The organism is Pseudomonas sp. TNT2022 ID642 (genome assembly GCF_028656995.1).
Classification (GTDB): domain Bacteria; phylum Pseudomonadota; class Gammaproteobacteria; order Pseudomonadales; family Pseudomonadaceae; genus Aquipseudomonas.
The window spans coordinates 176,167-201,306 of the sequence record NZ_JAMDGW010000016.1; the positions used below are offsets into that span (position 1 = coordinate 176,167).

Annotated in this window: 23 protein-coding genes; 16 read left to right on the plus strand and 7 right to left on the minus strand. The window is 61.3% G+C overall.

The window, feature by feature from the left end:
• Nucleotides 1–6: 6 nt before the first annotated feature.
• The 5 genes from M5G26_RS17160 to M5G26_RS17180 all read left to right on the plus strand — a co-directional run bounded on the left by M5G26_RS17160 (nt 7) and on the right by M5G26_RS17180 (nt 4,494).
• Nucleotides 7–309, plus strand: coding sequence for a MazG-like family protein (locus tag M5G26_RS17160; RefSeq protein WP_034151553.1), 303 nt, complete (start codon nt 7–9; stop codon nt 307–309).
• Nucleotides 309–1,058 (plus strand): methyltransferase, encoded by a 750-nt coding sequence (locus M5G26_RS17165; protein WP_273916028.1) that lies wholly within the window; start codon nt 309–311, stop codon nt 1,056–1,058. The genes M5G26_RS17160 and M5G26_RS17165 overlap by 1 nt, the downstream gene beginning before the upstream one ends.
• Before the next feature lie 12 nt (nt 1,059–1,070).
• Nucleotides 1,071–1,685, plus strand: coding sequence for a DUF4136 domain-containing protein (locus tag M5G26_RS17170; RefSeq protein ID WP_273916029.1), 615 nt, complete (start codon nt 1,071–1,073; stop codon nt 1,683–1,685).
• Nucleotides 1,686–1,739: 54 nt separating this feature from the next.
• Entirely contained in the window at nt 1,740–2,297 is a 558-nt protein-coding gene (locus M5G26_RS17175) for a DUF4136 domain-containing protein (protein ID WP_273916030.1), read from the plus strand.
• Nucleotides 2,298–2,502: 205 nt separating this feature from the next.
• Complete coding sequence (locus M5G26_RS17180) at nt 2,503–4,494, plus strand: pilus assembly protein TadG-related protein (RefSeq protein WP_150693078.1); 1,992 nt, start codon at nt 2,503–2,505, stop codon at nt 4,492–4,494.
• Here the strand turns inward: M5G26_RS17180 and M5G26_RS17185 are convergent.
• Complete coding sequence (locus tag M5G26_RS17185) at nt 4,491–7,226, minus strand: PAS domain-containing sensor histidine kinase (RefSeq protein WP_273916031.1); 2,736 nt, start codon at nt 7,224–7,226, stop codon at nt 4,491–4,493. The two genes, M5G26_RS17180 and M5G26_RS17185, sit on opposite strands and share 4 nt — an antisense overlap.
• Nucleotides 7,223–7,663, minus strand: coding sequence for a TadE/TadG family type IV pilus assembly protein (locus M5G26_RS17190; protein WP_273916032.1), 441 nt, complete (start codon nt 7,661–7,663; stop codon nt 7,223–7,225). Before M5G26_RS17190 ends, M5G26_RS17185 begins: the two co-directional genes overlap by 4 nt.
• Nucleotides 7,664–7,738: 75 nt before the next feature.
• Here M5G26_RS17190 and M5G26_RS17195 point away from each other — a divergent pair, with 75 nt between their 5' ends.
• The gene (locus M5G26_RS17195) at nt 7,739–8,209 is read left to right on the plus strand and encodes a prepilin peptidase (RefSeq protein ID WP_150693081.1); all 471 of its coding nucleotides are present in this window, start codon (nt 7,739–7,741) and stop codon (nt 8,207–8,209) included.
• A gap of 124 nt (nt 8,210–8,333) precedes the next feature.
• Entirely contained in the window at nt 8,334–9,107 is a 774-nt protein-coding gene (locus M5G26_RS17200; RefSeq protein WP_134175722.1) for a response regulator transcription factor, read from the plus strand.
• 32 nt (nt 9,108–9,139) lie between these two features.
• Here M5G26_RS17200 and M5G26_RS17205 read toward each other — a convergent pair whose 3' ends face one another.
• Together M5G26_RS17205 and M5G26_RS17210 are read right to left on the minus strand one after the other, a co-directional pair.
• Nucleotides 9,140–9,556 (minus strand): response regulator, encoded by a 417-nt coding sequence (locus tag M5G26_RS17205; RefSeq protein ID WP_038360607.1) that lies wholly within the window; start codon nt 9,554–9,556, stop codon nt 9,140–9,142.
• Between the two features lie 71 nt (nt 9,557–9,627).
• Nucleotides 9,628–9,837, minus strand: coding sequence for a Flp family type IVb pilin (locus tag M5G26_RS17210; protein ID WP_038360610.1), 210 nt, complete (start codon nt 9,835–9,837; stop codon nt 9,628–9,630).
• A gap of 337 nt (nt 9,838–10,174) precedes the next feature.
• Between M5G26_RS17210 and cpaB the strand changes: the two genes are divergently transcribed.
• The 9 genes from cpaB to M5G26_RS17255 all read left to right on the plus strand — a co-directional run bounded on the left by cpaB (nt 10,175) and on the right by M5G26_RS17255 (nt 20,423).
• Entirely contained in the window at nt 10,175–11,122 is a 948-nt protein-coding gene (cpaB, locus tag M5G26_RS17215; RefSeq protein WP_273916033.1) for a Flp pilus assembly protein CpaB, read from the plus strand.
• A gap of 21 nt (nt 11,123–11,143) precedes the next feature.
• Nucleotides 11,144–12,415 carry a type II and III secretion system protein family protein gene (locus M5G26_RS17220; RefSeq protein ID WP_273916034.1) on the plus strand — a complete coding sequence of 424 codons (1,272 nt, stop codon included), beginning with the start codon at nt 11,144–11,146 and terminating at the stop codon, nt 12,413–12,415.
• Nucleotides 12,412–13,602: a pilus assembly protein gene (locus M5G26_RS17225; protein ID WP_273916035.1), complete on the plus strand. Its 1,191-nt coding sequence runs from the start codon at nt 12,412–12,414 to the stop codon at nt 13,600–13,602. Before M5G26_RS17220 ends, M5G26_RS17225 begins: the two co-directional genes overlap by 4 nt.
• Nucleotides 13,599–14,870 (plus strand): CpaF family protein, encoded by a 1,272-nt coding sequence (locus M5G26_RS17230; protein ID WP_150693086.1) that lies wholly within the window; start codon nt 13,599–13,601, stop codon nt 14,868–14,870. The genes M5G26_RS17225 and M5G26_RS17230 overlap by 4 nt, the downstream gene beginning before the upstream one ends.
• Before the next feature lie 10 nt (nt 14,871–14,880).
• Nucleotides 14,881–15,765, plus strand: coding sequence for a type II secretion system F family protein (locus tag M5G26_RS17235; protein ID WP_134175712.1), 885 nt, complete (start codon nt 14,881–14,883; stop codon nt 15,763–15,765).
• On the plus strand, nt 15,762–16,652 hold the full coding sequence (locus M5G26_RS17240; RefSeq protein ID WP_273916036.1) for a type II secretion system F family protein: 891 nt from the start codon (nt 15,762–15,764) through the stop codon (nt 16,650–16,652). The genes M5G26_RS17235 and M5G26_RS17240 overlap by 4 nt, the downstream gene beginning before the upstream one ends.
• Before the next feature lie 10 nt (nt 16,653–16,662).
• Nucleotides 16,663–17,352 carry a tetratricopeptide repeat protein gene (locus tag M5G26_RS17245; protein ID WP_038360645.1) on the plus strand — a complete coding sequence of 230 codons (690 nt, stop codon included), beginning with the start codon at nt 16,663–16,665 and terminating at the stop codon, nt 17,350–17,352.
• Nucleotides 17,353–17,363: 11 nt separating this feature from the next.
• Nucleotides 17,364–17,642: a DUF3613 domain-containing protein gene (locus tag M5G26_RS17250; RefSeq protein WP_273916037.1), complete on the plus strand. Its 279-nt coding sequence runs from the start codon at nt 17,364–17,366 to the stop codon at nt 17,640–17,642.
• 375 nt (nt 17,643–18,017) lie between these two features.
• Nucleotides 18,018–20,423, plus strand: a complete 2,406-nt coding sequence (locus M5G26_RS17255; RefSeq protein ID WP_273916038.1) for an autotransporter family protein — start codon at nt 18,018–18,020, stop codon at nt 20,421–20,423.
• 144 nt (nt 20,424–20,567) lie between these two features.
• On the opposite strand, the gene M5G26_RS17260 is transcribed toward M5G26_RS17255, so the two are convergent.
• The 3 genes from M5G26_RS17260 to M5G26_RS17270 form a co-directional block, all read right to left on the minus strand.
• Nucleotides 20,568–22,238: a ShlB/FhaC/HecB family hemolysin secretion/activation protein gene (locus M5G26_RS17260; RefSeq protein WP_273916039.1), complete on the minus strand. Its 1,671-nt coding sequence runs from the start codon at nt 22,236–22,238 to the stop codon at nt 20,568–20,570.
• Between the two features lie 134 nt (nt 22,239–22,372).
• Entirely contained in the window at nt 22,373–23,986 is a 1,614-nt protein-coding gene (locus M5G26_RS17265; RefSeq protein ID WP_273916040.1) for a collagen-like triple helix repeat-containing protein, read from the minus strand.
• A gap of 298 nt (nt 23,987–24,284) precedes the next feature.
• Complete coding sequence (locus tag M5G26_RS17270) at nt 24,285–25,139, minus strand: MaoC family dehydratase (RefSeq protein WP_273916041.1); 855 nt, start codon at nt 25,137–25,139, stop codon at nt 24,285–24,287.
• Nucleotide 25,140: the final 1 nt, after the last annotated feature.

The window sequence follows — 25,140 nt, forward strand, 5'->3', positions numbered from 1 at the left end:
AGCCCGATGAACCTTGTTGAACTGACCGAACGCCTGCACGCCATTCGCGACCGCAATGACTGGCGGCAATTTCACAGCCCGAAAAACCTCGCCATGGCGGCCAGCGTCGAGATGTCCGAACTGGTGGAAATCTTCCAGTGGCTGACGGAAGACCAGTCGCGCCAGCTGTCGGCGGACAAGCTCGCCCATGCCGGGCAGGAAGTCGGCGATATCGTCCTGTATCTGTTGCTGCTGTGCAGCGAGTTGGGGTTGGACATGAATGAAGTGGTGCGTGCCAAGCTCGCCGACAGCGAACGGCGGTTCAGCTGATGAGCGACCGGCATTTCGATCAGTTGGCGACGCGTTTCGCCGAAAAAATCTACGGTGGCGCCAAAGGTGCGATCCGTCTCGCGGTGTTGCAGGCTGACCTGACCGAAGCGCTGCCGGATCGTCCGTTGCGCGTCCTGGACGTCGGTGGCGGCCTCGGCCACATGTCGCTGTGGCTGGCCGAGCGCGGCCACGATGTGACCTTCACCGAGCCGGCCGCGCCGATGCTCGAAGGTGCGCGCCAGCGTTTTGCCGACGCCGGGCAAACCGCGACGTTCATTCAGGCATCGTGGCAGGAACTGCTCGGCCAACTCACCGAACCGTACGATCTGGTGATCTGCCACGCCGTGCTGGAATGGCTCGCCGAACCCCACGCGATCCTGCCGGTGCTGCATCAACTGACCAAACCCGGTGGCTTGCTGTCGCTGGCGTTCTACAACCGTGATGCGCTGATTTATCGCAATCTGCTCAAAGGCCATTTCAAGAAAATGCGCAAGAATGTCATGGCCGGCGAAAAGCAGAGCCTGACCCCGCAGCAACCGCTCGATCCGCGCGAATTGGCAACGCAACTCGACGGCCTGTGGCAGGTCGAAACCCAAAGCGGGATCCGGGTTTTCCACGACTACATGCCAGTGGAATTCCAGGCCCGCGCCGAACTCGTGGATTTGCTTGAGATGGAGCTCGCTCACCGTCGTCACCCAAGCTTCGCCGGGCTTGGGCGTTACTTGCACTGGATCTGCCGGCCGATCTGATCGGAGCGCGACATGAAAGCTCAATCCGGGTTACTGCTGATCTGTCTGGGGTTGGCTGCTTGCCAGAGCAGCAACCCGTACGTGGCGCAATCGCGGCCCTTGCCGCCGGCGCCAGCGCAAGCCGCCACTACGTTTGACCGCAGCGCGTACCCGGCGCCGCCGCGTGATTACGGGCGCTATCGCAGCTGGGCCTGGCTCAACGGGCAACTGCCGCCGGGCACGGCCTGGGCGGATTCGGCGCAAGTGGCCGAAGCGGTGAGCAACGCGCTGGATCAGCGCGGTTTGCGCCCATTGCACGACAATCGCCCGGCCGACCTGTTGGTCAGCGCCAATCTGCGTCTGGAAACCCGCTTGCGTCAGGTCCAGGACGACTACGGTTACTACGGCGGCGGATACGGCGGCTACGATCGATATGGCCGTGGTTACGGCATGTACAACACGGTGCCGATCGTGCGCACGTATTCCGAGCAGGTCGTGGTGGTGCAGGTCAACCTGTTCGACGCCGGCAGCGGTCAACCGGTGTGGAGTGCCAGTGCCGAAACCGCGAACAAGGGCAGCGAAATCGATCGCACCGATTCGATCCGCGAGGCTGTGGAAAAGGCCATGTCGGCGTATCCTCCCAGTTAGCTTCGTGCCCATTCGAAGCGCCCGCAGGTTCATGTCTTCCACCGGAGAAAACCCATGTTCCGCCGTCTCGCTTTATTGGCCATGGCCGCGCTGCTCAGCGCCTGCGCCGCCAACCAGGTCAATCACGACTTCGATGCCAGCCGCGACTTTGCCGCCTATCGCAGCTGGAGCTGGAAAGACCCCGCCCTGCAATATCGTCCCGATGATCCACGGATCAAGAGCGACCTGACCGAGCAACGCATCCGTCAGGCCGTGGCCGATCAGCTCGACCAGCGCGGTTTGCGTCCTGCGGCGGCGGGCACCAAGGGTGACTTGAGTGTGCAGACCTACTTGATCGTCGAGGATCGCCAGCAACAAGTGACGACCAATTACGGCGGCGGTTGGGGTGGCCCGTGGAACGGCTATTGGGGCGCGCCGATGTACAACGAAACGCGCAACATCACCTATAAGGTCGCAACCATCCAGATCGACCTGCTCGACGGCAAGGACGGCAAACTGGTGTGGCGCGGCAGCGATGAGCAAATGCTCTCCAGCAAGCCGAATCCGCAGGATCGCAGCAATGCCATTCGTGAGACGGTCGCCCGCATCCTTACCAACTATCCACCACGCTGAGTCTGTTCAGAGAAAACGGGAGCCCTTGAGCTCCCATTTTTTTTGCCCTGCGACGACCCCCGGTAGGAGCTGCCGAAGGCTGCGATCTTTTGATTTTGCTTTTTAGAGGCCAAGATCAAAAGATCGCAGCCTTCGGTAGCTCCTACGGGGGATTGCGCGTCTACACTCACTTGCATCAATGGAGCTAGCGGCAAAGGAGTGCGCCATGTCGCCTCGTTCGCGATTCAACGGCCCGGCCCGTCAGCGCGGGGCGATCGGCTTGATGGCGGTACTGACCCTCGGGCTGGCGCTGGTGTGCATGGTGCTGGTGGTCGACAGCGGTCGTTTGTACATGGAGCAACGGCGCTTGCAGCGGGTAGTCGATGTCGCTGCGCTGGAGGCTGTTTCCCGGGGTGGCGATTGCTTGCCAGGCGCCAGTGCAGCCCAATACGCGGCCGCCAGTGCGGCGCGTAACAGTTTCACCGTGGCGCAGGGGGGAAGTACCCTGGTGGTGACCTGCGGCACCGTGCAAACCGGTGCGAACAACCTGCGCGGCTTCTCCGCCGACGCCACGAAGAAAGAGGCCATCAGCGTGGTCGCCACCCGCGTCGTGCCCACCAGTGTAGCCGCCGCGTTGTATGCGTTGTTTTCGCCGGGCGGCGTCTCGCCGACCACGCGTCTCGGGGCCACAGCTGTCGGCGCCTCGGCGATTCTTCCGCCCCAGGCTCAGTTGACCATCGGCACCACGCTGGCCACCGTGGATGCCAGCAAGTCTGCGCTCCTCAACTCGATATGGGGGGGAATGCTCGGTGGCAGCCTCAACCTCAGCGTCGCCGGATGGAATGGGCTGGTGCAGAGCAATATCAACCTGCTCGGTTATCTCAATCAATTGGCCCTCGATGTTAACGTCGACGCCGGCAACTACACCCAGTTGCTGGCCAAGAGCATCCGGGTTGGCCAACTGCTCGACACCGCCATCACCGTGTTGACCAAGGGCGGCACCACGACCAGCATCGCGGTCGACGGCTTGCTCGGACTCAAAGCGGTGGTCGGTAACAGCGAAGTGGCGCTGGGCAAATTGCTGCAGTTGCAGACCGGTGCCACGTCGGCTGCGCTCAATGCCAATCTGCAGGTGTTCCAGCTGCTTGAAGCCGTCGTGCAAGTGGCCAACAGCGAGAACGCGCTCACCGCAACGGTGCCGCTCAGTATTCCGGGGCTGGTCAACGGCTCGGTCAAAGTCAAAGTCATCCAGCCACCGCAATTGTCCGCCGTGGGCAACCCGGTGCTGGCCAAGGCCGACCCCATGGGCGCCAATCGAATCTACGTGAAAACCGCGCAGGTGCGCACGTTGATCTCGCTGAATCTGCCCGTGCTGTCAGGCGTGGCCGGGCTGGCCAGCGCGATTACCAGTACGCCCTTGGTGGGCGGGCTGACGGACACCCTCAACAACCTTTTGCACCTGAACATTGCCGGCACGCTGAACTCGTTGTTCTGCACCTTGGGTGGCACTTGTGAGCGCACCAACCTGCAAATTCTGCCCACGTCTTCCATCGACATTTTGCTGGAGGCCGCTGCAGCCGACAGCCATGTCACCGATTTCAACTGCGTCAGCGATGCGAGCAAAAGCCTGACCACCCAGACCAACTCCTCGCTGGTCAAACTCAAGGTCGGCAAGATCGACGCGACCAACGCGTTTTCATCTGCGGCGGATGTCACCGTGCAGCCGCTGGCATTGATTGATGTCGGCGTGATCACCTGCACCATTCCCTTGTTGGGCCTGGGTTCGGCCACCTGTGACCCGAACTCGCGCAAACCGTTCTACGGCGGCGGTCTCGGCGTGAAGGTCGACACCACGGTGGCCAGCACTCAGAACATCCATACCTACAACCAACCGCCGGAAATCAAGCAAACGCCGCAGACCTACAGTTTTGGTACACAAGGTGTGGTCAATAGCCTCAAAGGCACGTTGAGCGGGGTTCAGATTCAGGCTTACAAACCCACCGGCTCAAGCCTGCTGGGCGGCTTGCTCACCACCACCGCCGATGTGCTGGCCGGCGTCAACAACACGCTGGGCGTGGTCATTGATAATCTGTTGAGCCCGGTGCTCGACCCGATTCTGGACGGTTTGCTCGCCAACCTCGGCATCACCCTGAACAGGGTCGATGTCGGCGCCAACCTCAGTTGTCGACCGCCCGGACAACCGACGCTGGTGATCTAATCGCTCAGCGCAATCGGCAGCTCGATGCAGAACCGCGCACCTTCAGCACCATTGCGTACGCTCAAGCGGCCGCCCATGTTTTCGATGATGCCGTAGCTCACCGACAAGCCCAGACCGGTGCCGACGCCGACCGGTTTGGTGGTGAAGAACGGCTCGAAAATGCGTTCCAGCAGGCGCGGGTCAATGCCGCCGCCGTTGTCCTCGACCCACAAGCGCACGACGTGTTCATCGCACTCGGCATGCACGGCGATCCATGGCTGGAAGTCGCGATCGGCTTCGCGCTTGCCGAGCAAGGCGTCGCGGGCGTTGACCATCAGGTTGATCAGCACCTGCTCAAGTTGATCGACGTAACCGCGCACCTCGACCTGGAAACCAGCCTCTTTGATGCGCACCTCGACACCTTTGCCGCGCAGCCCTTCGGACAACAGCGACAACGTGCCTTCAATCGCCTCGAGTGGGTTGAACGGATGTTGTTCGATTTCCGAGCGGCGCCCGAACACGCGCATGTGATCCACCACCCGCGCGGCCCGTTGCACTTGCGCGTCGATGCGATTGAGCTTGTCGGTCAGATAATCGATTTGCACATCACCGTTGCCCAGGCGCTTGAGCACATTGACGATGGCCATGCGCATCACGTTCAGCGGTTGATTGATTTCATGGGCCAGGCCCGTCGCCATTTCACCGAGGGTGGCCATTTTTGCGCTCTGCGTCAGTTGTTGCTGGGAGCGCCGCACCTCGGTGTTGTCACGGCCCACCGCTTGCACTTCGACCAGTTGCCCCTGTGCATCGAACACCCCGCGATCCGACCAGACCCACCAGGCATGTTCGCGACCGGGCAGGCGCAGATTTATTTCGGCGGTGCTCACCGGCAGTTCCGGAGTCAATTGGCCGATGCGCAAAAGGAAGGCTTCGCGCTGATCGTCGGACATCCAGCTGCCCAGATTGACCCCGGGCAATTGCTCCGGCGGGCACTCCAGATACGTCGCCAAAGGCCGGTTGCCGAAGGTCAGTGTCAGGTCCGGGCGATAGCGGCAGATCATCGCCGGCGAGTCTTCGACCAGAATCCGATAGCGCTCTTCGCTCGCCTTGACCTGTTCGGCGGCGAGCGTGGCCTCGGTGACGTCCAGCCACAAGCCCACCGCTTCCACGGGCAGACCGAGATCGTCGCGCAGCAGCCTGGCTTCATCGAGCAGCCAGTGGGCGTTGCCGTCGCGGTCAAGCACTCGATAACGCGCGCTCACCGTGCCTTCGCGCAGCAACAGGCGGGTGCGTTCGAAGTAGCGCGGGCGGTCTTCGGGGTGCACGTGTTCCACCAGTCGGCCATTGTCACAGTCGGCCAGACTCCAGCCGAGCAACGGTTGCAGGCTGGCGCTGAAGAATGTCGGTTGCAGCGCACCTTCGACATAGCGCTGCACGTAGATCACGGCGGGTGAGCTGGCGATCAGGTTATCCAGCCGCGCATGGGCGGTCGCGGCCTGTTGCTGCTGATTCTTGATGTCGCTGATGTCGAGCATGAAACCGACCAACCGGCGTTCGGCGCCGATGCCCAGCGAGCGGCCTTGCAGGCGATACCATAACGGCAACGCTTGATCGCTGCCTTGCAAGCGCACGCACATTTCCAATGGGCTGCCTTCATCCTGTAGGGCTTGCAGGCGACTGCGCAGTTCATCGCGGTCGGCGGGATGCACGCGGTTGAACCAGTCCTCAATCGGCAACCGTTGCGCCGCAAGCCCCAGACTCTCAGCCAGTGCCGGCGCCAGTTGCACGTCGGCGCGGTCGTTGCTGATTTCCCACCAACCGGTGCCGAGCAGCGCTTGCAGCACATCCAGGCGCTCCAGTTGCTGATGGTGGCGATGCTCGCGCAGGCGTTCCAGTAACGGCGCGGCGACTGCTGCGGCCAGCAACAGCCAGTCGTGATCGTTCAGGTCCGGCGCCTGTTGCTGCGGGTTGTAAGCGGCGCACAACAGCCATGCGGCCACGCCTTGGGCGTCGCGATAGGGCACGGCGAAGCCTTCGTTCGGGCCGAGCAAGGCGCTCAGGCGCGGTTGTTCGCCAGGTGACAGGCGTTGCGGCAACGCGCCGTTGAGACTGTCCAGACTTGTGCCCAGTGCTTGCTGGTCACGCCAAATCTGCGGCGCATTCAGCGCCGCGTAATGCTGATGGATCTGCCAGCCCTGACCCTGTTCGTCGAGCAATGCCACCGCCAGACAGGGCACGTGCAAATGCTGACTCAGCCGTTGCAACTGCTCGCCCAATACATCAGGCAGACGGGCGAGGCTGCCCAGGCGCAAATGGTCGCGTATTTGCGTGGCCAGCAACTGGCATTGCTCGCGGCTGCGCGTCTGCCGTCGTTCGCCGAGCAGGTCACCAATGTCCAGCAGTTGCAGGAGCCAGCCATCGCCCTGTGCCTGCAGCCAACCGCGCAAATGCAGCGGCGGACCGGCCAGGCTGAAAAAATCCAGGTCGAGCATTTGTCCCTGCCAGTCGGCGGGGCCGCCTTCGAGCGCAAGACTGCTGTGCGGCAAGACGTATTCGAGCAGGTGCGCGGGGTGACTGGCGGCCAGCCGCTGCGCGAGGACATGGCGCAGCGGCCCGCTCAAATGATTGACCTGGCCGGCGCCATCCAGATACAGCTGCAGGCCGACACTGGACACCTGAGGGCTGTTACCCGGCGGGACGGTTTCCGGGTGGCGATTGAGCAGGCGAGCGAACAGCTTGTCAGCGGAACTCAAAATTGCAGGCTCGAGGAGGCGCGCAAAGTCGCCGGCAGGCGCGGCACCGAGCCGATGCCCGGCAACACCAGAAACGGCAGTGCCTGATTCAGTTTACTGGTGGGGTAGTTGATGGTCACCGTCAGCACGCCGCCGGTATAAGTGATGGTGCTGTCTGCGGTCGCGTTGAAGTTCAGGGCGCCAGGCAGCCAGGCCAGTTGCCGGTTCAGCTCGGCTCTGGCAGTGGCGGTGACGGCGGCGGGGTAATTGGCGGTGGCCGGATCAAGTGCAACGCTACGGCGTACCGCCTCGGCCGTCGATGCATTGAATGACTGCATCAGCAACAGCGGCAGGCTGTAGCTGACCAGACCATAAAACACGGCAAAAAAAATGATGAACACCAAGGCGAATTCGATAGCGACGGCGCCTTTTTGCTTGCGGGGGAGGCCGGATTTCATGAGTGCGTCTACCCTGACATTCACTACGTAATATCAGCATAGAATCATTCAGCCAAAACGGACGTTTTTTACCGCATGCACAGCGTTGTCTTACTCCTCTGGCTGACACTCTGCGCGGCGCAGGATGCCCGGCAGCGGCATATCGGCAACAGCCTGACCCTCGGGGTGGGCGGGTTGGCGCTGGTGTATTTGCTGAGTACCGGCAACACCTGGCTCGGTGCCGACATGGCGCAGGCGGGGTGGGCACTGTTGCTGGCGCTGGCCCTCACTCTTCCCGGTTATATTCTGAAACGATTTGGCGCCGGCGATGTGAAATTAATGACAGCCTTGGCTCTTGCGACGAACGGCACTGTGCTGCTCGGCGCGTTTATCGGCGCTGCGCTGTCCAGCGTCATCTGGATCCTGCTGGTGCCAAAACTCTGGCCGCATATGGGTCAAGGGCTTAGAGAACATCTTCGATATCTAGGCCAGCCGCTGTCAAAAAAGCTGCCATTTGCGCCGTTCGTGCTGACCGGAACATTTCTGACTCTGTGTTGGATCCATTAGTCGCGCAGCGCCACTACTGCTATGTACATAGTAGGAAAGTGGGTCTACTTTCAAATCAACGTTATACAGCCTCGCGCTGTCAGTACAGGAACGGTCAGCCTTTGGCCTGGGCATGGAGTGGCAAGTGAACAAGCTTACGTCTGCGATAAAGGTTCTGGTGGTCGACGATCAGCCGCTGATCGTCGAGGAACTCTGCGAATTCATCGAAAGCAGCGGCTACCACTGCGTGCCTTGCGAATCGAGCAAGCAGGCAATCGAGCAATTCGTCGAAGACCCCGCCATCGGCCTGGTGCTGTGTGACCTGCATATGCCGGACATGGACGGCATTCAACTGGTGCAGGAGCTGCAGCGGTTGGCCGGTAAACACCGGGTGTTCGAGGCCATCATGCTGACCGGGCGTGCCGACAAGCAGGACGTCATCAAGGCCTTGCGCGCCGGCATCGCCGACTACTACCAGAAACCGATCGATCTGGATGAACTGCTCGAAGGTCTGCAGCGCCAGGAAGCAGCCTTGCAGGAACGGCAAAAGACCCTGCATCTGGGCCATTTGAATCAGAAGCTGCAATACCTCTCCGAGTCGATCGACGACCTCTACCAAGACCTCGACAAAGTACGCCGAGCTCCCGCGCCCGTGAGTGATGAAGCGCCGGGGGATGGCGAAGGCGTGGAGATACCGGCGATTTTCAATCAGCTGTCACCACGTCAGCTCGATGTCGCCCGGTTGGTGGGCAAGGGCCAGACCAACTATCAGATCGCCTGTGAGTTAGGCATTACCGAGAACACGGTGAAGCTCTATGTCTCGCAGGTGCTGCGTCTGACGCACATGCATAACCGCACCCAATTGGCGCTGGCGTTGTCACCCGGCAATTCGGGACGGCAACGGGTCACCGCGCACTGACGGCTATTACATGACCCCGGTACTGATCGGGGTCATGCACCTCCAGCGCTATGGGTCTTGGACTTGGGAAACAGGTTGTCCAGGGTTTCCAGCAAACGCACGTGATAGATCGGTTTGCGGAACAGGTCCAGCACCTGCAGGCGCAGCATATCGCTGACGTCCTCCATGTCGGCATGCCCGGACGTGACGATCACTGGCAAGTGCTGACGCGAAGTATGTTCACGCAGACGCTTGATCAGCGACATGCCGCTTTCTTCCGGCATGCGCAGATCGGTGATCACCAAGGCGATATCGGGATGCCGGGTCAGGTGATGCAAAGCGAGTTTTACCGACGTGGCGGTGTGGCAGGTGAAGCCTTCGCCCTCCAACAACTCCGCGAGCTCCAGCAGTGCGTCCTCCTCATCGTCGACGAGGAGCAACTGCTGGCGCGAAGTGAGTGAAGAGTTCATGGGCAACACCTGCAATGGACTGAGTGCTGACGGTAGAACCCAATGGCCGCATTGACAAGTTATCGGCCCGATCAGGGTGTCGGAGTCAGCGCAGTCTGGATAGCGGTCAGAATCGCGGTGACCTGCGTACCGATGCCGTTACCAAATGCGGCAATCACCAGCGCCACCAGACCGACCACCAGCGCGTACTCGATGGCGGAGGCGCCTTCGGTATCTTTTGCCAGGCCTTTGAAGAACGCGATTTCGGATTTGATCTTTTGAACAATGAGGGAATACGACATGAGAATTCTCCTTGAGCACGCCAGGTGTTGCGCGTTCGCAACATGATTTCCCTGTGCCAGCATCAGCATTGTCGGCATTTCTCGACCCTACAACTGTAAGAACGGATTAACACCTAAGTAGTAGTCAGTCGTTTAACGCAAAAAAACCACGTTTGGCGCTTTAGGCCTCTACTTTCGTTGGATATTTCCACCTTCGTAATGGCGTTTTGTTCGGGCTGCGCTACCGTCAAATAGCGAAATAGTTACTTGTTCATAGCTGCCTGATTGCGAAGTTATCTCGTTGGAAGTCACGGGTCATTGCATAAGAGACAAGCGCAGCGGGAAAGGGAGAGCCGTCATGAACAGTCGCGTCACTTTGGGTCTGGCCGGGTTGTTCCTGGTGGGCGCCATCATCGCCGGATATTGGGGACTCACATTGAGCCGGCCGCCAGTGACCGAAACGGTCGCGGCACCCGTGGCGGCGCCTGTCGTCGCGCCCGCTGTCCCGGCTGAACCTGTGGAAGACCCCACACGGCAACCTGTCGTTGTGCTGCTGCGCGATATCGCCCCCTTCGTGAAGATCACCGCAGCTGACGTTGCCGTGGAAAAACTGCGCACGGCGCCCGCCGGCAGTCTGAGCAAAATCGAACAGGTGGTCGGCCGTACGCCGTGGCGGCCGTTGAGCGCCGGCAGTTGGCTGAATGACGAAAGCTTCGAGCCGGGCAGCCAACTGGCGCGGATGATCCGCCCCGGTGAGCGCGCACTGGCCGTGGCCGTGGATGAAGTGATCACTGCCGGCGGGCAGTTGGCGCCCGGTGATTACGTCGATGTGCTGCTGTTTTTGCGCAGGGACGAAAGCAATCCACAGGCCTCGGCGCAACTGGTGGTGCCGGCCGTGCGCGTGCTGGGTGTCGGCAGTCAGATGGGCCTGACCAACGATGGTCAACCCGCCGGCCCGGCGCGCAGTGACGACGAACGCCTGAAGCAGGAACAACAACGCTTGGCCGCGCGCAGCGTGGTGCTGGCTGTGCCAGAAACATTGCTCAGCCGCTTGATGCTGGCCTCGGGTGCCGGTGTATTGCGCCTCGCGGTGCGCAGCGCCGATGAGCAGCAACTGACGAAATACTGGGCTGGTGAAAACGATGCCGCCACACGTCTCGACACGCCTCGGCGGGAGCTGCTGGAGTTCAGCCAATTGTCCCTGACGGCGCCACCCAGACCGATGGCTATGGCCGGGCAACCGGCTGCACGAAAACCGACCGTGGAAGTCATCCGCGGTGCCGAAAACGCTCAACCCACTCCCTGATTCGAGCAAGGACGCCTTTACATGCGCACACGCTTTACGCCTCTGTTCAACGGCTTGCTGCGGGCCTCGCTGCTGAGTGTCGCCTCGATCGGCAGTGCCGTCGCGGCTGCAGGCAACTGCGCCGCGCTCGGCCCGCTGCCCGCGACGCTCGAAGTCGGTGAAGGTTTGCAACAGGCACTGCAATCCCCCGTGGCGATCACCCGGGTGGCGGTGGGCGATCCGAAAATTGCCGACGTGCGCGTGACGGGCGATCAGGGCATCCTGCTCACCGGCGTCGCGCCCGGCGCCACCACGTTGATGATCTGGAGCGCCTGCGCCAGCACCCCGCGTCAGAGCATGGTGTTTGTGCAAGGTAAGGCCAGTGCCGCGATGACGACCGTTGCGCTGCCGGCGACGGGTGATCCGAACTTGCCTTCTCAGGTGCAGACCGACATCCGCTTCGTCGAAGTCAGCCGGACCAAACTCAAGGAAGCGGGCACCTCGATCTACGGCAAAGGCTCGAACAATTTCCTTTTCGGCGCACCGGGTACGGTGCCCAACACCGGGGTCACGCCTGGCGTCGTGCCATTGGCCAACATCGATCCGCGCATCGCGGTACCAAGCATCCCCCTGGCCAACGATATGTTCAATATTGTCTGGGGCGGCGGCAGCAGCAAATTCCTTGGCATCGTCAACGCGCTCGAGGGCAGCGGATTCGCCTACACCCTGGCGCGGCCAAGCCTGGTGGCGCTGAGCGGGCAGAGCGCGAGCTTCCTGGCCGGCGGTGAAATCCCGATCCCGGTGCCCAGCGCCAACAGCAACAGTTACTCCATCGAGTACAAGGAGTTCGGCATCCGCCTGACCTTGACCCCGACAGTGGTCAGCAACGACCGCATCGCCCTCAAAGTCGCCCCGGAAGTCAGCGAGCTGGACTACAACAATGGCGTGACCATCGGCGGTACCACGGTGCCGGCGTTCACCATTCGGCGCACCGACACCAGCATCTCTCTGGCCGATGGCGAGAGCTTCGTGATCAGTGGCCTGATCAGCACGCAAAACGCCTCTCAGGTGAACAAGTTTCCCGGCCTGGGTGACATCCCGATACTCGGCGCTTTTTTTCGCAATTCTTCAATCAATCGCGAAGAGCGCGAGCTGCTGATGATCGTCACCCCACACCTGGTGCAGCCACTGGCGGCCAATGCGCCGCTGCCGTCACTGCCGGGGGAAAAACTGCGCAACTACGACCCGAACTGGTATCGCCTGTACTTCCTCGAAAACGGCAACTTCGATAAACGCAGTGGGTTATCGCAATGAGCCAGAGCCTCAGCCAGACCTTCCTCGCCATCACCCGCAACGACACCGATCTTGAGTGGCTGCAAGGTGCGCTGGCGCCCCTCGGCCAAGTGGTCAGCGCTGGTGGCGGCAGCCTTGACGAGTTGTTGGCGCTGGTCGACGTGACCTTCGCCAGCCTGGTGTTCGTAGGGCTTGATCGCGATCATCTGGTTGCTCAAAGCGCCTTGATCGAGGGTGTACTGGAAGCCAAGCCGATGCTCGCCATCGTCGCCCTCGGCGACGGTATGGATAACCAGCTTGTGCTGAACGCGATGCGCGCTGGCGCTCGGGATTTCGTCGCCTACGGCTCGCGCTCCAGTGAGGTCGCCGGGCTGGTGCGGCGTTTGAGCAAACGCCTGCCGCCGGTGACACCGAATGCCCAGCTCGGCGGTTTGACCGTGCTCTACGGAGTGCAGAGCAACGCCGATGGCGCTCTGCTCGCCAACCACATGGCGCTGGTGGTGCAGAAGAGCGGCCAGCAAACGTTGCTGCTGGATCTGGGCTTACCGCGCGGCGACAGCCTGGCCCTGCTCGGGCTTGAGAGCTCGTTCCATTTCGGCGATGCATTGCGCCACTTGCGACGTCTCGACGCGACCCTGATCGACAGTGCTTTCACCAGCGCCGAAGCGGGTCTGCGCATCCTCGCTTACGCTGCGGGCGACGAGCCGCTGGAGCGCACCAGCGCCGCCGAGTTGTACATGCTGCTCAGCGCGTTGCGCCAACACTTCCAGCACATTGTCGTCAACCTTACCGGCCAGCCTGACAGTGAAGCGCTGCGCACCTTCGTCAGTCATTGCGACAAGCTATTGTGGTACACCGACCAGAACGTGCTCGACTGCCGGCGCAACCTCGCCGTACTCAATCTGTGGCGCGAAAAAGGCATGAAACTCGATCACGGCCGGCTGCTGGTGGATCGCTATCTGCGCAACGTCACACCGGACTCCGACACCCTCGGCAAGACCTTTGGCCTGGAGGTGATCGCCGTGCTCGCCTACAGTCCGGAGATTCGTCTCAACGCCAAGAACCAGGGCGTCACCCTGTTCGACCTGGCCCCGCGTGAAGCTATCAGCCAAAGCCTGCGCACCCTCGGCGAACGCCTGGCGAAACGCTCCGAAGGGCTGGCCAAACCCAAGGTCAGCTGGTTCGATCGCTTGCGAGGCACATCATGAACAGCGAGCAACTGTTCGGCGGGCCGCAACGTCATGCCGCCGGCAATAGCGACCACGATGGTTTGAAACTGGTGTTGCACCGCTACATCATCGACGCCATCGAAGAGTCCGGGAAAAACCTGCTGGAGGGCTCGCGGCAGGTGCTGTCGCAGTTCGTCATCGACAAGGTCGCCGAGTACATCGCGCGCTTGCACTTGGCGATTTCCCGTTACGAGATGGAGCGTCTGGCGGAAGAAATCGTCGATGAGCTGACCGGTTTCGGTCCGCTGGAAGTGTTGCTGCGCGACAACGCGGTCACCGAGATTCTGGTCAACGGCCCGCACCGGGTATTCATCGAACGCGAGGGCGTGCTGCATCTGAGCGACTTGCGCTTTATCGATGCGCATCACGTCGAACGGGTCATGCAGCGCATTCTTGCACCGCTCGGGCGGCGTCTCGACGAGTCGTCGCCGATGGTCGATGCGCGTCTGCCGGATGGCAGCCGGGTCAACGCGATCATCCCGCCGATTGCCCTCGACGGGCCGTGCCTGTCGATCCGCAAATTCCGCAAGGACATGCTCAAGAGCACTGACCTGATGGCAATGCAAACCATCGATCAGGCGATTTACGACTTCATCCAGGAAGCGGTGGGCAAACGCTGCAACATTCTCATCAGTGGCGGCACCGGCACCGGTAAAACCACCTTGCTGAACATCCTCAGTCAGATGATCGATCCTCACGAGCGCCTCGTCACCATCGAAGACGTTGCCGAGTTGCAACTCGGCCACCCGCACGTTGTGCGCCTGGAAACCCGCCCGCCGAACGCCGAGGGCCATGGCGAGGTCAAGGCCAGCGACTTGATCCGCAACGCCCTGCGCATGCGTCCCGACCGGATCATCCTTGGTGAGATTCGCGGCGTCGAAGTGGTCGATGTGCTGACGGCGATGAACACCGGTCACGATGGTTCGATGAGCACCGTACACGCCAACAATGCCCAGGACGCCTTGTTGCGTCTGGAAACCCTCGTCGGCCTGACCGGACGCACCATCGCCGAACGCACCCTGCGGCAGATGATCTGCGCGGCGCTGGATGTGGTCATTCAACTGACACGCATGCCCGATGGTCGGCGCTGCGTCAGCGAGGTGGTGGAGGTGGTCGGCGTGCGCGATGACGTCTACGTCACCAACACTCTGTTTCGCCTTGATCGGCGCACAGGCTTCGGTTTTCTGCGCGAGGCGGTCAACCCGGCCGGCGACAAGTTGCGCCGCGAACCGACGCTCGCGCACTGAGGGCCACGGCATGCTCAAACCGCTGTTGCTGATCGTGATTTGCCTGACCTTGCTCGGGCTGTCACTGCGCCTGTTCTACAACGGCTTGCGTCAGAGCGGCGCCGAGCGGGTGCTCGACCGGCTCAATCAGGGACAACCGCAAATGACCGCGCCGGCATCGCGCTGGGCAGGGCTGGAGCGGGCCTTTTTACGCGCCGGACTGGGCCGGCCGACAGACCGTCTCGGCCTCTGGCTGCTGCTGTGGGCGTTGGGGATGTTGCTGGGTTTCGCTCTGCTCGGATGGATCGGTTTGCTCGTGTTGCTGGTCTTGCCGCCGCTGGCCGTGCGCGGCTATGTCAGTTGGCGTTACCAGCGTCGTTTGCGGCGCATGATCGAGCAATTGCCGCCGTTGCTCGACCATACCGTGCGCAGTCTCAAGTCCGGGCGCACCCTCGCCGACGCGGTGCTCGGCGCCATTGAGGCCAGTGACAATCCGTTGCAAGACGCCATGGGGCGGATCCAGCGCAACGTCCAGTTGGGCGTGAGCCTGCCGGACGCCGCGTCGGATCTGGCTGAGCTTTATGAGCGCGATGAGTTTCGCCTGTTCGCCCTCGGTCTCAAGGTCAATCATCGCTATGGCGGCAACGCCAGCGAGCTGCTGGAAAACCTGATCAAGATGATTCGCGAGCGCGATCAGGCCTCGCGTCAGTTACGCGCCATGACCGGAGAAACCCGTCTCACCGCGTGGGTGCTGGGCTTGTTGCCGATCATCATGGCCGGCTACTTCCTGATGGCCAATCCGGTTTACCTGGTCGCCATGTGGCACGACCCGTCCGGGCAGCGCATGCTGGCCACGGCGTTCGGCATGCAGGTGGTCGGCAGTCTTTTACTCTGGCGGATGTTGCGCAGCCTATGACGACGCCCCTGATGATCAGCGCCTTGCTGTTGCTTGGCGCGGCACTGTTACTGCTCAGCAGCCTGTTGGAACAGCGCCGCCGTGCCCGCCAGATCAACCGTCGACTGGAAGGTGATCTGCTGCGGCAAAACCGTTTCGGCAACCTCCTGCAAGTGTTGGGTGACAGCAAAGTCGGTCAGCGCAGCGTCAAACTCGACAACGAAACCCAGGCCCTGCTCAACCGCCTCGGATGGCGCAGCGCCCGTCAGCGTTCGTTGTTCGCCGCCTGCCAGATCGGCGCGCCGCTATTGCTGCTGGCGCTGACGTTGCTGGTGCAATCGGTGTTTTTTCCCGCCGTGGAAAAGCAGTGGATCGCGCCGCTGTTTGCTCTCGGCGTCGGTTACTTGTTGCCCAAGCGGCTGCTGGTGATTGCGGTCGGCCGGCGGCAGAAACAACTGGCGAGCGAGATCGGCACCTTTATTCCGCTGCTACGCATCCTCTTCGAATCCGGCATGGCCGTGGAGCAGGCACTGCGTGTGCTCAGTCACGAGGGCCAGGCCTTGCTGCCGGTGCTGACCCAGGAACTGCGGCTGGTGCTGGCGCGGGTCGACTCCGGCCTTGAGCTGGGTGAAGAACTGAACAAGGCCACGCAGTTACTGGCGGTGGATGAGTTCACCGACACCTGCGTGATCCTCCAGCAATTGCTGCATCAGGGTGGCGGCGCGATGAAGTCGCTGCTGTCGCTCAAGCAATTGCTCGATGACCGGCGCCTGACGCGCCTGCAGGAATACATTTCGAAGATGTCGGCAAAAATGTCCGTCGTGATGATGCTGTTTCTCTTCCCGGCGTTATTGATTGTCCTCGCTGGCCCGGGCTTCACCGCCCTGGCGAAAGCGTTGGGTGCCTGAAGGAGTGGTAATGAAAGCAATGATTGCGGGTGCATGTCTTCTGTTGCTCGGTGGCTGTGCCAACACCGGGCAGAACCCTTGGGAGGCGCTGACCAGCAGCGCCAGTTGCGGCAAGTTGAGTTCCGATCAGCAGTTGTCGCTGAACCTGGCCGATGACATGGCCAATGACGGCAAACTGCACGCCAGCCTCGCCAACCTGCAAAGCCTGCCGGATAACCTCGCCGATGTGCGTTTGCGCAAGGCCAAGGTCTATCGACTGCTCGGGCGCAGCGAGGCCGAACCGTTGTATCGCAGCTTGCTCGGCACCTGCCTGGCCGCCGAGGCCGAGCATGGTCTGGGCCAACTCGCTGCCGCCAGATCCGACTACGGCCAGGCTCAGGCGCACCTGCAACGCGCGGCGCGACTGGCGCCGACCGACGAAAAAATCCGCAACGATCTGGGCGTGGTGTACCTCAATCAGTTGCGCATCGAAGACGCCCGGTTCGAATTCCTCACCGCCATGGAACTCAAGCAGAGTGATCGACTGGCGGCGCTCAATCTGGTGACGCTGTTGCTGTATCAGGATGACTGGAATCGCGCTGCCGAACTGGTCAGCCGTCTCGGCCTGAGTCCGGCGCAATTCAGCGAGGCGCAGAGCCGCGCGGAAAAACTCAAAGTGCCGGGCCGCTCCACCGCTGCCGTCACGGCGATGCTCAAATAAGGAGAACTGCGATGAAAGCCACGCTGCTTTGCCTGGGCCTGCTGGTCATGCCGCTCGCCAGCCACGCCATCGACGCCGGCCCGGCCTCGGCCCAGCAACAGGAAACCGAAGGCTGGCTGCAACTGCAGGCGCGCAACAAAGTTGCCTCGCCGAAGATCCAGACCGTCACGCCCGCGGAACGCGAGGAGGCCATGCAGCGCTGGCTGAAAAGCTACCAGCATGAAATCCCGCAGTTTTTCGATCAGGAGCAGGGCGGCAAGGTCGACAGTGGCTCGGGGGGCGGTGGCTGAGCGAGTCTGCAGGTTTACCGCGTGATCGTTCATCGCTGGCAAGCCAGCTCCCACAAGGTCATGCTCTGATTCAAAACTGATTCAAAACTGATTCAAAACTGATTCAAAACTGATGCAATACCTGTGGGAGCCGGGTTGGCAGCAATGAGGCCATTTCAGCCAACCCGTTTCATATTGACTGCATGCGTCTCCAACAGGGGGTGGCGGCATCTGAAAATTGACGCCATCTCGTTGACTTTTTGATGGTGTCGTAATGATGGCTCGTGTAAATTCCTCCGCGCTCAGGCCAGACCATCTGGCGGGCCGGTAGGGATGCCTGAACGACTATGTGAACCCTGCTGAAACTGTTTTTCATGTTTTGGAAGGGACTCTCGTTTGAACACTTCTTGCCTGCGCCGCTCGTTGTTGGCGCTTTCTGTGGCGGCTGCCGCTGTCAACGCTCCGGTTACCGGGGCTGTCACGCTCAATTACGATCTGGGTAGCGGACCTCTGGTCAGCGTCAACCAGACTTATGACTTCCTGAATCTCGTCGGTGTAGCAAACGTCGCCGAGAGCTCGCCATCGGCCATGACCAGCGCCGCGCAATTCTCCGGCTCGAGAGTCAATGCTGAAATCATCAACAAGGCCGCGATCACTATTGATGGTGCCACCCACGGTGTCGGGATCGACATCAAGTCGGCGGGGGTGTCTTGGGTCGAGCTGGACTCGAACTTCACCAACCAGGGCTCGGTGACGGTCAACGGTCTGGCCAGCAATGGGGATTCGACGGGTATCGCCATTAAGGATATGCCGATCACCGGCAACTTCAACAACAACGGCGCTATCAACGTCACCGGCAATAACGCCACAGGGGTGTCGCTGATCGGCACGACAATGGGCTACGGCGTGACCAACGATGCCGGTGGCTCCATCATCGTCAGCGGTAACAACGCTCGTGGCATCTACATGGAGAACACCTCGCAGTCCATGCCGATCTTCAACACCTCGACGATCAAGGCCACTGGCAGTGGCGCGGAAGGTTTGACGTTGAACGGGGCGGCGTTTGTACCCAAGCCTGGCAATACCGCCTACAGCCTTTTCAACAGGGGCACCATTTCCGGCGAGAGCATTGGCATCCATGTGAGCAATCAACCGGCGGCGCAAGGCTCATTCAATATCACTTTGGCGGGAGGCTTGGTCGAAGGCTCGACGGCGGCCATTCAAGTGGACGATGGGCCGAGTTACTTGTATTGGTGGGGCGGCGACGTCAAAGGCGATTTGCTCGGGCTGTCGGGGATGTCGGTCGATGGTGAGGTCGACTTCTATGGCTCGGTGATCAAGTCCGGCTATGTGGCCATTCAAGAGGCCACGTTGACCTTGATGCAGCCTCACACCACGATCATCGGCAATCTGGACATGGAGGAAGCTGACTCGAATATCGCGATGTCGGTCGGCAATGACACCGACATCAACCGGGCGATTCTGACGGTCACTGGCACCACCGAAATCGCGCCGGGCGGACACCTGCAATTGCAGGCGCGCTCCAGCGATTTTCGCACGGCAGCTGCGGGCAACCGTTACACATTGATCCGCTCGGGGAATCTGGTCGGTGGGGAAAATCTGACAGTAGAGTCGACCTCCGCGTTGCTGGATGTAAAAACCTTTGGCGTTGAAGGCAACGATATCAAGGCGTTGGTCAGCACCAAGTCGCAAGAGGTGGTGGCGCAAAATACCCTGGCAGTTGGCGGCAGTCGCAACGCGGCAACAGCTATTGGGCGCTTCTCCAGCGTCATGTCGCAAATCGATGAGCAGGACCCGTTGTTCCAGGCTTTCGCCAACGCGAGCACAGATGCGCAACTGGCGCAGTTGTCCGAATCCCTCAGCCCGGACGTCAGCCGTGGTGTGCTGCGCGCGGCCACCAACAGTCAGACGCTGGTGTCGGGCGTGATCAACGAGCGTTCCAGTCGCGCGCGCCAGGCCAGCGGTTCGACCGACAAAGGCGTTTGGCTGCAAGCCTTGAGCAGCGATGCCAATCAGGACCAGCGTCATGGCGTTGCCGGTTATGACGCTGACAGTCACGGGATTGCCGTGGGCGCCGATGGTCAATTGAACGCCGACACCACGCTGGGTCTGGCCTACAGCTACCTCGACAGCGACGTGAAATCCGACCTCGGCAGCAAAACCAAAGTCACCGGCCACGCGCTGACGGTCTACAGCAACTGGACGCATGACAACTGGTTCGTCGACTCCTCGCTGATGTACGGCTGGAATGACAACGAGTCCAAGCGCTACATCGCCGGCACACGCGCCAAGGGCGATTACGACAGCAATGTATTTGGCGTCTCGGCGCTGGCCGGTTACACCGTGCAATTGAGGCCCGAAGTTGTCCTGGAACCGCAGATAGGTGCGCGCTACGCCAACGTCGGCATGGACTCCTATCGCGAGAAGGGCAGTTCGGCGTCGTTGAATGTCGGCAGCCAGCGTTACGAAGTCGGTGAGATGGGTTTCGGTGCACGCCTGGCCGCCGATTTTGCGCTCGGCACCGGCAGTCTTGAACCTGAAGCGAAAGTCATGGCCTGGAATGACGTGATTGGCGACAAGGTGGCGACCTCATCCTCGTTCGTACTCGGCGGCGACTCATTCACCAGCCGCGGCACCACGCCGGTGCGCGACAGCTATGAACTGGGCCTGGGCGCCAACTATCGGATGGGCGCGTGGAGCGTCGGCGGTTCGTACAACTACGTAACGGCCAGCGGCTTCAATGCCGACGGCTTTACCGCGAAGGTGCGTTACGCGTTCTGATCCGCACCACGCAAAACCTGTGGGAGCGAGCCTGCTCGCGAAGACGGTGTGTCAGTCAACAGAATGGTTGGCTGACCCAGCGCTTTCGCGAGCAGGCTCGCTCCCACAGTCGTTTTGACTCAGGGCTGGCGTGCGATCTCGGCGCTACAACTGATAACTGAAACTGATGCTGTACCGCGTCCGCCGATTGAAAGTGTCCAGCGCTTCATCCGACATCGCCTTCGCCGCCTCCAGCGCAATGTTGTAGTACTTGGCATCGCCAAAGCGCAGGCCGATTGCCGCCGATGACAGGTTGTTGGCCTTTACCGGCAGTTCGTTGAACCAACTGCGCGAGCGATCGAGCACGACATACGGTTGCAGGATGCGCACCCAGTTGCCTTCGCGGTTGAAGCTGTAGTTGACCTCGTACGCCACGCCCCAGCCCTTGTCGCCGGACGCTTGGTCGTCGGGATAACCGCGCCCGAAATTCTGCCCGCCGAACACCGCGCGCTCGCTGTCGGGCAGGCTGTCGTCGCTCCAGTACAGTGCGGCGGACAGCACGCCTTGCCAGTTATCGAAGAGCTTGTCGCTCTGCACGCCGGACAGGCGCAGGCGAAAGAAGTCGAGGTCGATGGCGTTGTTGTTGGTTTTCGCACCCATGCTGTCCACGCCTTGGTACACACCGCCGCTGAGGATCCGCAGTTGCCGGGCATCGGCCTTGCGCCAGTCGCTCTCGAAGGCGAGGGCACGGATGTCGGTGCGTTCTTCGACGCTCAGTGGAAAGCCGATCACGTTGTAGCGGGTTTTGTCGTTGACCGCGTAAAGCCTTGAACCGGCCGTCAGCAGTTCGTTGGAGGCGGCAATCAGCGGCAAGGTGAAACCGATCGAGTAGCGATCGTTTTCGCGGTGCGGTTTGAGTTGCAGGCCATTGTCGAGCACGACATTGGTGCCGGGGTCAGCGCGGTAGCGTGAAGCGGACAGCGCCAGTTGTGCACCCTCGTCATTGATGAACTGGTTGTAGTCGAGCCGGTAGTAATGTTCGTGATCGTCACCCGGTGGAAACAGGCCGCTGAGGGTCAGTTGCTCACCCATCGCGGTCTGCGAATTGCTGCTGACACCGAGCAGGGCCTGGGTGCCGTTGCGGTTGTCTTCGGTGGTGCTCAGCGTGCTGGTGAAGGGTTTGCGACTGGCTTGGGCGACCAGCGTCGTGGCGCCATCGGTGGTGCCGGGCGGAGGCACCTGGGCCTGGATCGTCACACCGGGGATGCGCGTCATCAGTGTGGTGTAGCGCTCGAAGGTTTTGCGGGTCAGCGGCCGTTCGGCCTGGATCTTCGCCGCCAGTTTGTCGAGCAGGGCTTTGACCCGACCGACATCGCCCTGGATCTGGATATCGCGCACGTAGCCTTCCACCAGCACCACGCGCGCGACGCCGTCATTGAAATTCTGCTGCGGCAGGAACGCGTAGGACAGCAAATAGCCGTCCTGTTGATAACGTCGGGTGATGTTGCGCGTGGCTTCGATCAGTTCGGCGAGAGTCGCCTGCCGGCCGATCAGCGGTTTATAGATTTCGGCGATTTCGTTGAGCGGGTAGAGGGTGCCGCCTTCGATCTGCACGGTTTGCAGATTGATTTTGGTGTCCATCAACAGCGGTTGCGCAGCGGCGGCACCCGCGTCTGGCACTTGCACCGGCGTGGCGCTCGGGCGATAGGCGTCGGCCGGCAGGTTGGGCACGGGCAGATTGCGGATGGTTTCGTTGCTGTTGAGAAAGCTGGGCAGGGTGTCGGCGAGGGCGGCGGAACTGAGACTGAGGAACAGCAGGGATGCCAATACGCGCATAGGACACTCCATGGTCAGATCACAGCACTGGGCTGAATTTTCCTAAGAAAAAAGGCGGAAGACTCGTGGGAATCTTCCGCCCTCAACCAAGCGTAGGCGCTGTAGGTGAGGCCGTCGAATCGGCCAGGTGCAATTTAGCGTTTGTTACCTCCCAAGGCGCCGGTCAGGCCGCCGAGTACACCGCCCAGACCGCCACCGGTGGTACCCCCGCTGGTACCCCCGTTGGCACCGCCGTTGACTAGACCGCCGACGGCAGCGACGGTGCCGCCGACGTTGCTGACCAGACCACCGACCGCCGTGGTGACCGGGTTGTTGGTCGCGGCAATGGTGTTGCCGATACTGCTGACCGCGCCGCCAACCTGGCCGGTGAGACCTGCAACAGGTGAGCCGATACCGGTAGCCGCGCCGAGTTGCTGAGTCACGTTGGTGACGCCACTGGTGACCGGATTCAGACCACTGCCCAAGGTGGCGCCAACGGTGGCCAGCGGCGAGGTGGTTGCGGTGATCGGGGTGCCCGATCCGCCAAGCACGGTGTTGAGTGAAGCGACGGTATTCCCGAGGCCGACAGCGGTAACGCCGCCGGCGCTGACGACACCATTGGTATTGCCGGCATTCAGGCCTGCGCCGACGTTGACCACCGCTCCGCCAACGGTTTGCAGCAAACCGGTGCCGCCGAGTCCACCGCCCAGACCACCACCCACTCCACCAGTACCCGAGCCGGTGCCGTTGGACACCAGACCACCGGCCTTGCCCACCGCGGTGCCGGTATTGCTCAATGCGCCGCCGAGTGTGTTGGTCAAGGCATTGCCGTTACCCGCATCGGTGACCTTGCCGCCCAGGGTGTTCACCGCGCCACCGAATTTCGCAACCACGCCTTTGAGCGGGTCGCCCAGACCTGTGGTCGCGCCGAGTTTGTCCGTGGTGCTTTCGACCATCGCAATCACCGGCACCAGACTACCGCCGAGTTTGTTGGTCAGTTGGCTGGTCGGGCCGTTGGTCAGGGTGGTGTCGAGGGTATTGCCGAGCATGGTGACTTTTTCACCGACGCCATCGAGCAGCGGCGCAACTTTGGTGACCACACCGCCAACCACTGGCACGCTGCTGGTGGCAGTGGACAGCTTGGCGCTGAGGTCGGAAACGCCGTCGCCGACATCCGTCACTACACCGCCAACCGAAGCAACGGTGGTGGTCAGGCCGTTGGGGTCGGTGGCCAGTTTGCCAACGCCATTGGCGACGCCATCACCCAAGGTGCTGACAACATTGCCTGCGGTGTTGGCCGCACTTTGTACGACGCCACCGACCACCGGAACAGTGCTCAGGGAGTCGCCGATCTGGCCGACGCCATCGCCGACACCCGCGACGGTATTACCGACATCCTGCACCAGCGTGGTGGTCACCAACGGCGTAGTGGTTGGATTGGTCGGGTTGGTGGGATCGGTCGGATCCGTCGGGTTGGTTGGATTGGTTGGATTAGTCGGATCGGTGCCACCAGTGCCACCGGTTCCGCCAGTACCGCCCGTGCCACCGGTCCCGCCAGTGCCTGCGGTATCACCGCTGCCACCCGTGCCACCCGTGCCACCCGTGCCGCCAGTATCCGATGTACCGCCAGTCCCCGCCGTACCATCCGCCGAAGAACTGCCGGAACTGCTTTTATGACCGCCACCACCGCTGCTGCACCCGGTGAGGCCGAGGGACAGAATCAATGCCAGAGCGATTGCCGATTTGCACCACACGCCTTGAGTTTTCATGATCGTATTCCTTGCACCTGTCACAACGTTCGTTGACTTCGATGGCTCGCCGATCTGATGCCGGTGATGCCTTCGTCCGTTGTGCTCAATCTCAGTCCAGGAGCAGGTTTGCGACCATTCTCAAGTTGGTATTAACGCCTTTATATATAAGGTGAAGTTCAGCGCCTAAGGACTAATACCCAGGATATAGCCGGACAAAAAAAGGCCTTGATAATCAAGGCACGGATGTTTTCGGCGAAGGCGCAAAGGCTGTGGGAAACTTAAGTTATATACACACAATTAACGGTATGCCGAGGGCTCAGGCAATCGGTTGCCACTGCCCGACCATATGCTCCAGGTCTTGCGCACCGATCAGGCGCAACTCACCACTGGACCCCGCCGCACTCGCCAGCAACGTCACTTCACTGGGCAGACGTACCGGTTTGCGAAAGTGCACGGCGATCTCGAGGTTGGCCTTGGGCAAATGATCGCTCAGGGCTGCGAGCGTTCGCGCCTTGTTCCACAAACCATGGGCGATGGCCGTTGGAAACCCAAACAGCTTGGCACTCGCTGCACTCAAGTGAATCGGGTTGTAGTCTCCGGACACTTTGGCGTACTGCCGACCGATATCCGCGGGGGCTTTCCAGCGGGCCACTTCCACCAGCGCTTGCGACGGCTCCCAGATTTGCTCCACAGGCTCGCCCTCAAGTTTCACACCGCGACAAAGCATCCGGCTTTCGGCTTCCCACAATGGCCCGAGCTGATCATCCAGCGTGGTCAGCAAATCGAACGTTGCGCCTTTCGGATGCGGCTGCAGGTTATGCACCCGCACGCTCACTTGCGCCCGACTGATGCCGCCCATCGGGCGCAACACGCGAATGCGATTGCTCAGATGAATCAGCCCCAGCAGGGGAAACGGAAACTTATCGGCGGTGAGCAATTGCATCTGCAGGGCGAAGGCGAGGATATGCGGATAGGTCGGCGGCAGCAGACCGTCATCGACGAATCCGCAGACCTTGCGATAGGCCGTCAGGCGCATGCCATCGATGTCGACCCAACAGCGCAAACCGCTGTCGGGTAATTGCGTGCCAGTGATTTTGCGACGCGTCGCCGCTCGTGCGTACAAACCGGGCAGACTCGGTTCGCGATCCAGCGTGTGCCATTCGATGCTCATG

Bases quoted from the DNA above. Each gene is read 5' to 3' on its own strand.
- M5G26_RS17160 (WP_034151553.1), top strand. From the start codon at position 7: ATGAACCTTGTTGAACTGACCGAACGCCTGCACGCCATTCGCGACCGC.
- M5G26_RS17165 (WP_273916028.1), top strand. From the start codon at position 309: ATGAGCGACCGGCATTTCGATCAGTTGGCGACGCGTTTCGCCGAAAAA.
- M5G26_RS17170 (WP_273916029.1), top strand. From the start codon at position 1,071: ATGAAAGCTCAATCCGGGTTACTGCTGATCTGTCTGGGGTTGGCTGCT.
- M5G26_RS17175 (WP_273916030.1), top strand. From the start codon at position 1,740: ATGTTCCGCCGTCTCGCTTTATTGGCCATGGCCGCGCTGCTCAGCGCC.
- M5G26_RS17180 (WP_150693078.1), top strand. From the start codon at position 2,503: ATGTCGCCTCGTTCGCGATTCAACGGCCCGGCCCGTCAGCGCGGGGCG.
- M5G26_RS17190 (WP_273916032.1), bottom strand. From the start codon at position 7,663: ATGAAATCCGGCCTCCCCCGCAAGCAAAAAGGCGCCGTCGCTATCGAA.
- M5G26_RS17195 (WP_150693081.1), top strand. From the start codon at position 7,739: ATGCACAGCGTTGTCTTACTCCTCTGGCTGACACTCTGCGCGGCGCAG.
- M5G26_RS17205 (WP_038360607.1), bottom strand. From the start codon at position 9,556: ATGAACTCTTCACTCACTTCGCGCCAGCAGTTGCTCCTCGTCGACGAT.
- M5G26_RS17210 (WP_038360610.1), bottom strand. From the start codon at position 9,837: ATGTCGTATTCCCTCATTGTTCAAAAGATCAAATCCGAAATCGCGTTC.
- cpaB (WP_273916033.1), top strand. From the start codon at position 10,175: ATGAACAGTCGCGTCACTTTGGGTCTGGCCGGGTTGTTCCTGGTGGGC.
- M5G26_RS17220 (WP_273916034.1), top strand. From the start codon at position 11,144: ATGCGCACACGCTTTACGCCTCTGTTCAACGGCTTGCTGCGGGCCTCG.
- M5G26_RS17225 (WP_273916035.1), top strand. From the start codon at position 12,412: ATGAGCCAGAGCCTCAGCCAGACCTTCCTCGCCATCACCCGCAACGAC.
- M5G26_RS17230 (WP_150693086.1), top strand. From the start codon at position 13,599: ATGAACAGCGAGCAACTGTTCGGCGGGCCGCAACGTCATGCCGCCGGC.
- M5G26_RS17235 (WP_134175712.1), top strand. From the start codon at position 14,881: ATGCTCAAACCGCTGTTGCTGATCGTGATTTGCCTGACCTTGCTCGGG.
- M5G26_RS17240 (WP_273916036.1), top strand. From the start codon at position 15,762: ATGACGACGCCCCTGATGATCAGCGCCTTGCTGTTGCTTGGCGCGGCA.
- M5G26_RS17245 (WP_038360645.1), top strand. From the start codon at position 16,663: ATGAAAGCAATGATTGCGGGTGCATGTCTTCTGTTGCTCGGTGGCTGT.
- M5G26_RS17250 (WP_273916037.1), top strand. From the start codon at position 17,364: ATGAAAGCCACGCTGCTTTGCCTGGGCCTGCTGGTCATGCCGCTCGCC.
- M5G26_RS17260 (WP_273916039.1), bottom strand. From the start codon at position 22,238: ATGCGCGTATTGGCATCCCTGCTGTTCCTCAGTCTCAGTTCCGCCGCC.
- M5G26_RS17265 (WP_273916040.1), bottom strand. From the start codon at position 23,986: ATGAAAACTCAAGGCGTGTGGTGCAAATCGGCAATCGCTCTGGCATTG.
- M5G26_RS17270 (WP_273916041.1), bottom strand. From the start codon at position 25,139: ATGAGCATCGAATGGCACACGCTGGATCGCGAACCGAGTCTGCCCGGT.